10 protein-coding genes are annotated in these 11,966 nt (G+C 49.9%); 4 read left to right on the top strand and 6 right to left on the bottom strand.

Annotated features, from left to right (window positions below; all coding sequences use genetic code 11):
• Nucleotides 1–339: 339 nt before the first annotated feature.
• A complete protein-coding gene (locus tag NC796_RS25985) occupies nucleotides 340–771 on the bottom strand; it encodes a hypothetical protein (protein WP_310688759.1) in 432 nt (143 codons plus the stop codon).
• A gap of 743 nt (nucleotides 772–1,514) precedes the next feature.
• Here NC796_RS25985 and NC796_RS25980 point away from each other — a divergent pair.
• On the top strand, nucleotides 1,515–1,640 hold the full coding sequence (locus NC796_RS25980; protein ID WP_310688758.1) for a hypothetical protein: 126 nt from the start codon (nucleotides 1,515–1,517) through the stop codon (nucleotides 1,638–1,640).
• Here NC796_RS25980 and NC796_RS25975 read toward each other — a convergent pair.
• A complete protein-coding gene (locus NC796_RS25975) occupies nucleotides 1,637–2,530 on the bottom strand; it encodes a mechanosensitive ion channel family protein (protein WP_310688757.1) in 894 nt (297 codons plus the stop codon). The two genes, NC796_RS25980 and NC796_RS25975, sit on opposite strands and share 4 nt — an antisense overlap.
• A 15-nt stretch (nucleotides 2,531–2,545) precedes the next feature.
• Nucleotides 2,546–3,334 carry a hypothetical protein gene (locus NC796_RS25970; protein ID WP_310688756.1) on the bottom strand — a complete coding sequence of 263 codons (789 nt, stop codon included), beginning with the start codon at nucleotides 3,332–3,334 and terminating at the stop codon, nucleotides 2,546–2,548.
• 571 nt (nucleotides 3,335–3,905) lie between these two features.
• Between NC796_RS25970 and NC796_RS25965 the strand changes: the two genes are divergently transcribed.
• The 3 genes from NC796_RS25965 to NC796_RS25955 all read left to right on the top strand — a co-directional run bounded on the left by NC796_RS25965 (nucleotide 3,906) and on the right by NC796_RS25955 (nucleotide 6,039).
• Complete coding sequence (locus NC796_RS25965; RefSeq protein ID WP_310688755.1) at nucleotides 3,906–4,304, top strand: Dabb family protein; 399 nt, start codon at nucleotides 3,906–3,908, stop codon at nucleotides 4,302–4,304.
• Between the two features lie 400 nt (nucleotides 4,305–4,704).
• Complete coding sequence (locus NC796_RS25960; RefSeq protein WP_310688753.1) at nucleotides 4,705–4,953, top strand: GIY-YIG nuclease family protein; 249 nt, start codon at nucleotides 4,705–4,707, stop codon at nucleotides 4,951–4,953.
• Nucleotides 4,954–5,343: 390 nt separating this feature from the next.
• Nucleotides 5,344–6,039 carry a DNA-binding domain-containing protein gene (locus tag NC796_RS25955; RefSeq protein WP_310688752.1) on the top strand — a complete coding sequence of 232 codons (696 nt, stop codon included), beginning with the start codon at nucleotides 5,344–5,346 and terminating at the stop codon, nucleotides 6,037–6,039.
• 463 nt (nucleotides 6,040–6,502) lie between these two features.
• Here NC796_RS25955 and NC796_RS25950 read toward each other — a convergent pair whose 3' ends face one another.
• The 3 genes from NC796_RS25950 to NC796_RS25940 form a co-directional block, all read right to left on the bottom strand.
• Nucleotides 6,503–7,618 carry a 6-bladed beta-propeller gene (locus tag NC796_RS25950; protein WP_310688750.1) on the bottom strand — a complete coding sequence of 372 codons (1,116 nt, stop codon included), beginning with the start codon at nucleotides 7,616–7,618 and terminating at the stop codon, nucleotides 6,503–6,505.
• 94 nt (nucleotides 7,619–7,712) lie between these two features.
• Nucleotides 7,713–8,261: an REP-associated tyrosine transposase gene (locus tag NC796_RS25945; protein ID WP_310688749.1), complete on the bottom strand. Its 549-nt coding sequence runs from the start codon at nucleotides 8,259–8,261 to the stop codon at nucleotides 7,713–7,715.
• 339 nt (nucleotides 8,262–8,600) lie between these two features.
• Nucleotides 8,601–11,762: an efflux RND transporter permease subunit gene (locus NC796_RS25940; protein ID WP_310688748.1), complete on the bottom strand. Its 3,162-nt coding sequence runs from the start codon at nucleotides 11,760–11,762 to the stop codon at nucleotides 8,601–8,603.
• Nucleotides 11,763–11,966: the final 204 nt, after the last annotated feature.

The following is an 11,966-nucleotide window of genomic DNA, read 5'->3' as shown; positions in this document are numbered from 1 at the left end:
TGAAGGCACTGGCTGACAGCGCCTCCGGTAGGCCAACTACCATCTCTACAACAGTATGTAAAAGAACATGTTGCTTAAGTCGGACAACATGTCTCTACTTCAAGGCACACACGTCAGTTCGAGATAAGGGTCACAATAATCATATCTGTCATCGCGAGGAGGCGTCTTTGGTAGTAGTGGGCCCATCGTGAGGTCGACGTAGCGATCTCCCTGCCCGATTTTGTTCTTACAATTAGGAGATTGCAACGGGATTGCTCCCTATGGTCACTGAATCCCTCGCAGTGACAGAGCAGCCAGGCGAAGAAATCCCGTGTCGGTGATTTTTTGGGTAAGGCCTAATTAAGGATCAACTTCGCGGAGCACGCGGGAACTCCATGGACAAAAGTAGCCGACTTGATCTACCCAGTAGTCGAGGTCCTCTTCCACCATGCCGGGGCGACCGTCACAGACTTCGGTGGATACGCTGGCAAGATCCCATTGCTCGGGTAGGAAGTGCCAGCTCCAGCCTTGATTATACCCATCGTTTCCTCTTGCAATATCCCCGTTAATATGCATGGAGCGCTCATCAAACGGCTTTGCCAGCTCTTCTTCCACGTTGGCTATCACATCCGGATTCGATGTTTTAGCAATAAAGGAGTAGTTGATCTCCTCATCTTGATGGGTGAATTCATAATACCGCACTTCCTCCCCATCGGTAGAGGTTCCGCAGGAAGAGAGTGCAAATAGAAGTGAAAACAGCCATAACAATTTTGCTCTGCAAAAGGCATTCATATCCGGCAGCTCTGGTTTTATTTTGAAGTGCCCATACCAACGATGCGCAGGACTCGCTTATTTTACAGCGTGCTAATTGGGCTTGCTCAGATGGATTGTTAATTCATGATTCAAATGAAAAGCTTTAAACAGCCATAACCTATAAACCTGGGTTCGATATAATAAACTGTCATTGTGAAGGATTCGGCGACGGGACCCCGACAGTGGAGGGAGGCAATCTCCCAATATCTGATTAGCAAACACTGTTGTCCGGAAAACTTTTTGATATTGCCCTGCTTCTCATTCCTATTGTTCATTTTTTCAATGAAGAAAAAACGAACCAAAAAATTCACCGGCTCAGGTAAACTTGACCTGAAGGGTTCGTCGGTCCGCTAAAAAAATCACAGATTTTTCCTTTACGCTCCCCTCCGATCCCTTCCGGGCGGTCAACCTTACCAAGGCCGGATGAGCCGAAACTGGTCTTATGGTAGGAAGTCCGTTTATAAAGAGGTTCATTTTAAATTCCTTTCCAAAAACGAAATGTGGTAAACTTAAACGGCATTTTTTGTCTAAACGTTTAATTTCCCCGGACACTAATGATTAGCAAACATGTTTCGAAATAGTCTATTGAAATCCTATAAATTACGGGAAATAGCTTACCATCTGTAGTGGATTATTAGGCATTTGATCACTTTTGGAGATTGCCGCACCTGTAAAATGCGCAGGCTCGCAATGACAGTTATAAAAGGTCCATACCCCAAACTATGTCATCGCGAGGAGCGGCGGGTACCCGCGACGCGGCGATCCCCGAATGGGAAAGAAGCATTGATCTCAGAGTGTGTGCCAAGCATGCAAAGTATGGGCTCGAAAGGGAGTCAAAAAGTTATTAGTCTTTCAGCTCAGTAGGGGTGTCACCGTTATTGCTCTTTTGATCTTTCGCAATAATTTCGATCGGGATGGCACTGCTGGCCTCCCCTTTGTAGAGCGAAACATGGGGGAATGGAATTTCAATTTCTGCCTCATCAAAATGCTCTTTCACCTCTTCATAAATTGAGTTTTTAAGCAACAGGAACTCGCTCGACTGCCCCCATACGCGAAGCTGCAGGTCAATGGAGGAGGCCCCGAAGGCGTTGAATATGACCTGTGGCTCCGGTTCGGAAAGGCTGTATTCATTCTTTTCAGCCACTTTCAGCAACACCTCGCGGACTTCGTCGATGTTTTCCTTGTAGGCCACTGAAACCAGGGCATCAAAACGACGGATGGGAAACCGGGTGAGGTTTATGACTTCCGTTTTGATAATCGTTTCGTTGGGAATGCGCACAAACTGGTTGTCAAACGTGCGCAGTTTAATCGACAGCATATCAATGGACATCACAATTCCGGTAGTAGTGCCCACATTGATTATATCATCGACTTTGAACGGCTGTTCGGCAATCAAGAACAGCCCGCTTATGATGTTTGAAACGCTGGTTTGTGAAGCAAAACCCAGTGCTACCCCAAGGATGCCGGCTGCCCCAAGTAGTGGTGCAAGGCTGACTCCAAGCTGTCCCATCACCGTTACTACCAGGATAGTCAACCCGGCATAGAATACGATCTTTCCCGCCAGCATGCCGTAGTGAGAGGCATAGCGCTTGGTGAAAAAGGAACGGGCCCAGCCGCGTAGCATAAAAAGGACGGGAAAACCGATCGCAAGGATCATCGCCACCCGCAGGGCAAGCGTCCAAAATTCATCCGTAATTAAGTTTTCAATCGCGAAGTTGGATACTGAAGTAGAGTCCATCGTACTAATACAGGGTTAACGTGCAGTGATAAAGGTGTCGTCGAACAGTTTTTTGAAGGTGCGCGTAGCCAGGCTTCTGTGAACCGGATTCCGGGGTTTTGTTAGCTGCTCCCCCTTGCCCAAATTGGTGGGCAGTTTCCCGGTCATGGTGATATCGCTGTTGGAGTCCTCCCCGTGGTGCACAATCTGGGTTTCGCCGGCCCACAATTCATCATTGAAACGGTGAATGCCCAGCCTTTCCACGCGAAAGCAAAACTTTTCGAAATGCAGATCTTCAGAATCTTTGTTGCTAATCCATATCGGGCAGTTTACCATGTAGGGCCTGGGTTCCACCCCCTCCAGGCTTCGCCGGGCTTTGGTGGTCGACCAATAGCAGAGCTCCCCTTCCAGCGGGGTGCCAAACCACGTTTTGGAAAGCTTCACGCTCGGTATTTCTCTCAATACGTAACTCGAGTTACTGAACGTAGTACGCATCCATATGGGAATACGGGTAACAATCTGAATTTTTGCCCCCGGACTTATCGTCAGCGGGAACTCCGAGCTTATCACTACCGGCAGGTCGGGAAACACCGGCAAAACCTGCACCTTGTCGCCCGGCGTTTTGTATGCCCAACGTGACCATGACAGATCCTCGGGGGGCACAGTTTTGGCCGTTACCCTACCGTATAATTCCTGTTTATACCGGTTTGCAATCCAGATCTCTTCGTTCTTTTGCTGCAGCCATACGTGCAGATCGCCAAGCAGAAGATGGACCGGTGACGCATCGGCTTTTACATCATATTCCTTCCAAATATCGTCCAGCATATTTCCATAATAGTTCAAGTTTTAAGAGGGATTTAATATGAGCATTTTTTTGATCAGTTGGCAAGAAGAGAATAGCAGGTATTTGCTGCAGCTGTGTTGTTTCAGCAATCCTTCTCACTAAAAAGTATTTTTCCTTAATATGAATCACCTTTTCATAGTTAGGAGATTATTATTCCCACAGCAGAAACCCTGCTCTACCCTTTGGTGGGAATTAATTCCCGCTTTCCTATAGGTAGTGATGATGTTTTTGTGTTTGCCATGATTTTATAGGGCGGTCCTCATTGAGGAAGATTTCTCCCTCTCGGTCGAAATGACGACTACATGGAGAGGCTGAGGTGTTGATTACAGCCGCTCTCTGTGAACAGCCCCCCCCTTCCCTCAACCAGTCATCTCGAACGCGAGTGAGAGATCTTTGTGACTCAGGACAGTTTTTATTATCAAAGCTTTCACTACCGATCCCGAAATATCAAATCATGCTTGCATTTAAGGCTGTGGTGTGTAGCTTATGGCTGGTAATATTTTGATATAAGACCTACTTTGAACCAAGAATTTTAATTCAAAACAATAGATAATGAATACGGTCCTTATTTTTACGCTACTCTTTGCACTCGCAGTTCCCGCACTGGCACAACAGTCAAGTGGCTCGGGCAATGAGGATGGCTTTTTTGTACATACCGTCTATTTCTGGCTTAATAACCCGGACAGTGAAGCTGATCATGAGAAATTGCATGAGGGGCTGAAGGAAATCGCTAAAATTGACCTCATTAAGGATGCCTATGTTGGGGTTCCGGCAGATACGGACCGGGAAGTAATTGACAGCAGCTACGATTTCTCTATCACCTTCATCTTTGATGATCTGGAATCCGAGCAGGCATACCAGACGCATCCCACGCACCTCGATTTTGTTGAGAACTACAGCGACCTGTGGAAAAAGGTTGTGGTCTATGATGCCGTGCCTCCTGCTGAGTAGGAGCTGGGGTTAGGTGTACAGGATGGGAGTGAAACGCCCTCCAAACTTTTATTACTTCTGAATTTCCCAAAGCGTTCCGTGCCTCTTGGTGCGGGACGTTTTTTATTGGGCTAACTAATCATCGGCGGGGCATTATAAATCGGCGAGGGGCCGGGAGTACAACTCCCTCCCAACTTATGGGCAGTGATCTCCATGGGAGATTGCCGCGCCTGCAAGAAAACGCAGGCTCGTAATGACACAAAAAAAGGATCCGAACCCTAAAATGTGTCATTGCGAGGAGCGGTGGGTTTCCGCGACGCGGCGATCCCCAAATGGGAATGAGGCAAGTAAGATCAAAAACACATCCTCGAGATGAGAATTATGTATGAGTAATTAATAAGTCGAATTCGGCTCAAAACCTATGGGTAACTGGAACCATAACTACTACGTCTACCTAATGAGCAATAAATATGATACGGTAGTGTATACCGGAATGACCAACAACCTTATAAATCGGGTTGGGCAACATAAAGCGTTAAAAGTCCCGGGATTCACCAGCCGATACCGGGTTACGAAATTGGTGTATTATGAACATTTTGAGCAAGTAGAAAATGCTATAAAGCGTGAGAAACAGATTAAATCATGGTCCCGAGCGAAGAAAGAGGGTTAATCGAATCGATAAATGCGGAATGGTCTGATTTGTATCCTGAATTTACCGGGGAATAGCTTGCCATCTGTGGTGAGTTCTTAGGCGTTGATCTCATGTGGTGGATTGCCACGCCTGCAAACTACGCAGGCTCGCAATGACAGTAAAAGGGGCCGTGACATTAAAATGTCATCGCGAGGAGCAGTGTTTTTCCTGCGACGCGTTGATCTCCCCTCGATTACGTTTGGGGATTGTCGGGCTCCACTCCGTTTGTTACGCTCGCAATGACACATAAAAACTGAGTGCCCTCTTTGAACCCCAAAATATTTTTTTGTAAGGATCTGCTTTCGCAACGGTCTATAAGGTAGCAGAACTTATGACATAACAACCACAATAAATCACAGAGAGGAACCTATGAGCATCAAATATGCACTGCATCCCAACCCACTCACAGAAGATGATGAAGACCATCGGGCCGTCGTGCAGGGGCAGGAAAGCCGCACCACCGAGGATATTGTCGAGGAGATCGCCGGCGGTGGACACAGCATTACCAAGGAGGACATCCTGGCCGTAGTAGAGGGATATGAGCGGACCATAGCCAAGTACATTGCCGACGGCGACCGCGTGAATACCTCCATTATGCAGATCTCCACCTCCATTGGCGGTGTGTTCAAAGGCACCGATGACTATTTTGATCCCCGGCGCCACAAAGTAAACGTCAATTGCAGTCCGGGGTCTAGATTACAGGAGGTAGCCGACAATATCTCCAGCCAAAAAGTGAAGCGCAGCCAGCGCCAACCGAACATTGTACACGTCAAAGACTATGAGTCAGGCACAATAAACAACCAGCTGACACCCGGCGGGGTCGTCGAAATCTACGGCTCTCTCCTAAAACACGATCCCGGGGATGAAAAGCAGGGGGTATTCCTGGTTTCGGATAGAGAGGAACTGAAGGCCGGACCACTCATCCGGAATAAACCAAGTACGCTTATGGTGTCCTTACCGGGCAACCTCCCGGCAACGGAATACGAGGTGGAAGTACGAGCAAACCTGCGGCGCACCTCGAGCATCCGCCGTGGTAACATCGGCCCACTAGGTGTAGTAACCTAACGGTAGTATACTGCTCCGCCTTCCGATCCTTATAAGCACAAGGAGTACGACATTACGGTGGCAGGGTCTCTGACATTATGGTGTCAAGGTTTCCGACATTGTAATGTCAGCCTGTGCGACATAGTAGTGTCACGTTGCCTGACATACTAATTTCAGGCAGCCCGACATTATAGTGTCATGGAGCACGACATTGTAGTGTCAGATAGAATGACATTGTAATGTCACGTATGATGACACCTATATGTCGTAGAGGCGGAGTAGTATGCAATGGGAGGCGTTAGTTATAGGTACAGACCGACGGAGCAGTAAGAAGCGCTGATCATACAGGGGATTTGAAGCATCGATCACTGTAGGGGATTGCCGCGCTTGCAATAAAACGCAGGCTCGCAATGACAGGGAAAAAGGATTGTGGCTAAACTCCTTCCGCAAGTTTGCAACTTGTGGGAGGACGGAACCCTCGCTACTATTCCACAGCCTCATACAGCGCAAAGGTGACATCATCCAGCCGCACGCCCAGGTGATCATCAGAGATGTGAGTCAGCATGCTGCCTGCCGGCAGGTGTACCACTTTTTGGGGATTTCCTTCCTGGTTTAGAATCAGCCACAAATCAGAATCACTCCGGTAATTCAGCTTTACCCAAAAGCGGACTTCGGGATCCACTTTCATCTTTTCAACCGGGACCTTCTGGTCGGGCAGCAGCTCTGAAAGCGTATCCCACTGTTCATCGCTATGCTCTTCTTTGATAGAGTCCCGTTCGGTGGAGCTCAACTGTTGCGCCGGCAGATCAACCGGTATGGTGCGGAGTGTATCAAAGTCAGGCGAAATCTCAGCTACCTGGTTGGAGCCGGTCCAGAACAGGTACAGCGATTCGGCATCAGGATTGTTTGCAATCAGCTGGCGTGGCGAAAACGAAACCTCGGTTCCGCCCCTGACCTGTCCGTCCATGATGAGGCGGGCATACGTGCGTGCCTCCAATGTTAGTGACTCCCCATACGTATTATCAGTTGCATTGTACGGTACCAAATACGATTTCGGCTCCTTTGTTTTATCCATCAAAAAACTGAACGAGTTGAAGCGAACCAGGTAATTTTCTATCCCGTCCAAGAGATAGAACTGGCTAACCAACCCTTTCTTATAGGATGCAGGTACGTTCTCATTAACATACTTCCCGGTTTCATCAAAATGAACAATTTTATTATTCTTTTGATCGTATAACACGACCTCTCCCTCCCGGGTTTTAGAAATGGTACGAATATCCAGCACCTCTCCCGGTCCCTTGCCCGACCGGGTGTAATGCTGAACCAGCTCCCCTCGGGGACTCACCTCCCACAGGCCCGAATTGGTCCTGTCATAGAGCAGCACGTTTCCACCAGCCAGTGGCACGGTTTTGTATCCTAGGTGAGCAAAGTATACCGAGTCGGCTTGCTGGAACTGGTTCACCTGCTTAGGATGCAGATGCGGCAGGCTTTCCAGCAGTGCTTCCGGTGTTTGCTGCTGATCCTGCTGGCAACCGGCCAGTATGCCTGCCAAGCTAATTGCTAGTAGTGCTTTACATAGTTTCGTGTTGAATAATGTCATATGCTTTCTTCTCCAGATTTATAATTGAATTTATGCTTTTGTATCAAGGGTTTGGGTACAAGTAACCGCAAGTTGCAAACTTGCGGACTGCGGGCTAGCGAATCACCTCAACTGGCAGCATGCCCTCCTGCCCTGCATACGTTCTGGCACTGCTATACAGAAAATCTTCCGGCCGCTGAACCCACCCGGCTTTGACAGGATTGCGGTGGATATAATCCATCTTTTGTTCAATAATCTCGTGATAATCAACGACTTTGGGCTGGTTGTGCTGCTGCCAAAATTGATATTCCCTATTATTGGGATTTTTTTGCCCGGCCCGCGGGAATAGCCATTCCATCCAGCTTTTCCTGCTTTCTGCCGCATTTTGTTTAATCTTCTTAATCAATGCTTTGGAGGTATATTTTTTGAAATCTCTCAATATACCCTGCATAGTGAGGTCACCGGTTCCAATAATCAGATGGGCATGATTGCTCATCAGGCACCAGCAATAGACGATTAGTCCCTTGTTTTCTATGCAGTATAATATGTTTTCCACAAACAGATCTTTATAGATACGCCTGGTAAAAACATCGATCCATAATACTGTGGTGAGCGTCACAAAATATGGTTTCTCTTGGTCGTGGAATTTATAATTGCGACTCATGGTTGCTTAATAGTTTTGTAGTATAATAACCGCAAGTTGCAAACTTGCGGGAGTACGTGGCTTTGATTTAGTGAATTTCCAAATCAACGTTTGGGTCCCTGCGGGAGTGTGGATCTTCCCTCATGGAAACCTTGATTCCGTTTGGGGATTGCTGCGCCTGCAAAATACGCAGGCTTGCAATGACAGTTTAAAAAAGTCCATCCCCCAAACTATGTCATCGCGAGGAGTGGTATTTTATCCACGACGCGATGATCTCCCCCGCTCCTGCCGCAAGTTTGCAACTTGTGGCAGGTGGATTTACTGGCACCAAACGTAAAACCAGGTAATTCTAAGCCCATGCTAACTGTTCTTTTCCCAAACGCCCATCAGTAGTAGAATCAGCACCGTGCTGGTGCCGAGCCCCCAGACCACAACCGTAGCAAGTGTCTGCCAGAAATCGCTTCCCCCTATTACGATTAAAGGAATCAAGCCGCCAATAGTAGTTAATGTGGTAATGAGCACGGCCCGCATCTTGTTCTTGTAGACGTAGAGCCAGCTGCGGAGTCCGTGGATACCCAGCGAGCGGTACAGCTGCTTTTCGTGCATCAACAGGATGGAGTTGTTGACCACTACGCCTACGCAGAGCAGGGTGCCCGCAATGGCGCCGCGATCAAACGCCAAGTCGTGGTACAGGCTGCCCGCCATGATCCCCAGCAGGCTGAGCGGCACGGCCAGGATCACCACCAGCGGGTCGGCCCACGACTCGAGCAATGCCGAAACGATCATCCACACGCTCAGCAGGGTAAGCCCCAACAGCAGCAATAAGTTTTGCGTCCGGTCTTCGCTTCCGTAACTGAACAGGCCACCTGAACCAAACTCCATGGTAGTGCCCACCGGGACCGGTGTTTCTTCCAGCACACCCTCAATGTACTGCTCCCCCAGTCGGTACGGACCCAAAAAGTCGATACGTACCGTCCGGTGATATGACTGGTTCTCGCGCCGGATCATCGACTGGCTCTTCTCCCGGCCGATGGTTGCCACATCAGCTAGTACAAAGGTGGTGCTGTCGGCATTGGTGACCCGCTTTTCACGCATCAGCTCCCCCTGAGTATTTTGCTGTGCCCTGTTGCGACCGATCAGGTACATCTGCTGCCCGGCAAGCTCCACCTTGCCAAAGGTGTTGGTGGGATTCACGTCCAGGGATATCGCCGAAAGCACCTCCCGCCGGTTAAGTCCGTGCAGGGCCAGCTCCTCATCATTGAGTTCCAGGTAATACTGGTACAGGTCCTCTCGGCTGTACCAGCCCGTCCCGTGGATATCCACGCCTTCAACGCGCCGGTTCTTCATGAGGCGACTCCGCAGATCTTCTGCCAGCCGCAGTAGCTCATCATAGGAATATCCAGTCATGGACACGCGGTGACTGGATGAGCTGCTTCCGAAGCCGGTGCTCATGCCGTCTCCAAGACCGTTGACGGAAATTGCCGAGTTACCGGTTCGCGCCGCCAGGAACATAGCCTCCGCGTAAAAGATGTAGGGGTCGGGCTGTGCCAGGTATTCATCCTTGATATAAAAAACAAGCCGGGCGCCCGAGTACTCCGAAATCCGGGTCTCGTAAAAGGAAAATGCTTCTTCATACGGCTTCACAATCCGCTCAAAATTGCGCGCCATCTTGTCGATCTCCTCAAGCGGCGTGCCCTGGGGCGTCTCAATACTTACATTGATACGCTGCTGGCGGTCGCGACCCCACGGACTCCCGAAGTAGGTGTCATTGAAAAAGCGGTAGGTGATGCCCCCTATCCACGGGTCTATATCATTGCGGTTATCAAAATAGGCTTGCGTAAACTCCGGCCACGCGGTGTCCTCTTCCCAATCAGGCTGTTCAATAGCAAACAATGGGATGCCGATAGCCGCGATTAAGGCCGCGTAGCACAACCACCGCAGCTTGTGGCGCCATGAAAAAAGAAGCAGGAGGTAGCGGCGCAGGCTGGAAAACAGGCTTATTCGGGATTTTATTCCCTTCTCATTCTTACCATTGGTGTCTCCGGGAACCAGCCAGATCAATGAATATGGAATCCAGCTAAGGGCGATGAAGACGGATGAGATCAGTGTGAAGGAGAGAGCCACCGCCAACGGCACAAGGAAGAGCTGAAGTTCTTCCATCGCAAAAAACAGTGGAATAAAGATACCCACCGTTGTGAAGGTACTGCCCAACACCGGCACCAGGGCGCGCGGCAGCTGTTGCTGAATGTGTTTGATGCGCCCTTCGCGATCGTCAGGCAGGCCGGGGTTAACCTGCTCGAATACCACCACAGCGTTGTCGATGATCATGCCGAGGGAGACGGTCAGCCCGGCCAGCGTAATGATATTAAGCGTGTAGCCGATGAAGTAGAGGATGGCCACACTCATCAGCAGGGAAAACAGGATGCTGCCCAGGATGACAAACGGGGCTCTCATTCGTCGGATGAAGAGTAGTAAAACGATAAATACGACGAGCAGGCTCACCAACGCCTGGTACTGCAGGTTACCGAACTGGGCGCGGAGCTCTTCGGTGGCGTCCTGCTCTAGCTGGATGGTTATGTCGGAAGGCAGCACCTGCGTGATACGGTCCATCTCGGCCCTTATCTGCTCGGCCAGCCCGATGGCATCAGCCCCACTTTCTTTGATAAAGTTTATACTCAGGGCTGGGCTCCCGTTGATGCGCTTGAGCGTCTTGGCCGGGTAGTCCTGCATGGCGACCTCCGCCACATCTTCCAGCCTGATCATACGCTGGCTGCCGGGCACCTGCAGCGGCAACTGCCGGATGGGCGCCAGGTCCTGGAACTGCGGCTCCACCAGCATGCTAATGCGCCTGCCAGAGGTTTCGATATATCCCGAAGATCGCCACTCCAGTTTCCGGCGAATGCTGTTGAGCACTTCACGCGGCTCAATGTCGTATCGCTCCAGCAGATCGGTATCAAATTCTACCGCCAGGGCGGGATCGCGGGCACCATTGATCTCGATACCGGCGATGCCATCGAGTCCCAGTAGCGACAGCCGAATGTTACGGCGGGCGTATTCCAGCAGCTCTCGAACAGAACGCTCTCCGCTTAACGAATAGACGACAAAGGTCTGCATATCCTGCAGCTCCTCCGGCACGCGCCGGCTTATGGAGGGCTGGCGAACGTTGGATGGGAGCGCCTCCTGCAGGGAAAACAGGTACTCCTGCAGCTCCACCTTGCGATATTCTACCGGCGCCTGGCGGTTAAAGGTGATGGTGACGGTCGACTGTCCCTCCCGCGAAATTGACTCGATGCGTTGGACGTCGCGCAGACGGTTGGCGGCCTGCTCTACTTTACGCGTCACTTCCTGCTCCATCACTTCGGGAGAGGTGCTGCCCCAGCTGTAGCTGACGGTGATGGAGGGCAGGCTCAGGTCGGGCGACATCTCCAGGGAAATATTCTGCCAGGCGATAATCCCGATAATCACTACCAGCAGGTAGCTGAGGGAGATCAGGTAGCGCCTATGGAATAGTCTGGATAGCATATAAGCTAAAATATAGGGTGATTGGGGAATATCAAGAATTAATGCTAAAACGCGATTTGCTGTTAAAAAAAGCCTTAGTGTCATCCTTCTATGTAAAAAGTCAAGGCTCAAATTGTAATATGTAGATTGTCACTTACATGGTAGTACTGCTGCTTGCTTGGTTAGCTTCGTTGATGTATTGCGAGGTAGTCTTCTATAAGCAGA

This window comes from Aliifodinibius sp. S!AR15-10, assembly GCF_031569985.1.
Taxonomy (GTDB): domain Bacteria; phylum Bacteroidota; class Rhodothermia; order Balneolales; family Balneolaceae; genus JAMQKA01.
This window is presented reverse-complemented; position numbering and strand designations above follow the sequence as displayed.